Here is a 443-nt window from a genome sequence, read left to right on the forward strand (position 1 = left end):
TTTATTACCTGAAGGAGGAGAAAAATGGGGCTGATTTGGTCGTATTTATCATCAAAGCCTAAGTGGTTGGCTTTGGACATTTTAGGTGGTCTATTATTTGTTCTGGTTAATTTAGGATTGCCCACTATTTTAGCTCGGATGATAGACCAAGGAATCTTGCAGCAGGATACCAAAGCCTTATATGGCTGGACATTGGTCATGTTTGTCATTATTGTGTTAGGTGTTCTTGGTCGAATTATCTTATCCTATGCATCTGGTAAGTTAACGACAACCATGATCAAGGAGCTGCGCAATGACATGTATCGTCAGTTGCAGGATTACTCTCATACAGAATATGAAAAAATTGGGGTTGCTTCTTTGGTTACCCGAATGACAAGTGATGCCTTTGTGCTCATGCAGTTTGCTGAAATGTCTTTACGTTTAGGAGTAGTGACGCCCTTAAT

At 40.2% G+C, this 443-nt stretch carries 1 protein-coding gene; it reads left to right on the top strand.

All coding sequences use genetic code 11. From position 1 onward, the window contains the following. Window positions 1–24 precede the first annotated feature (24 nt). Window positions 25–443: ABC transporter transmembrane domain-containing protein (locus KTJ72_RS07035; protein WP_249419578.1), on the top strand; the 419-nt coding region annotated here is incomplete at its 3' end.

The organism is Apilactobacillus waqarii (assembly GCF_019061205.1).
GTDB lineage: Bacteria > Bacillota > Bacilli > Lactobacillales > Lactobacillaceae > Apilactobacillus > Apilactobacillus waqarii.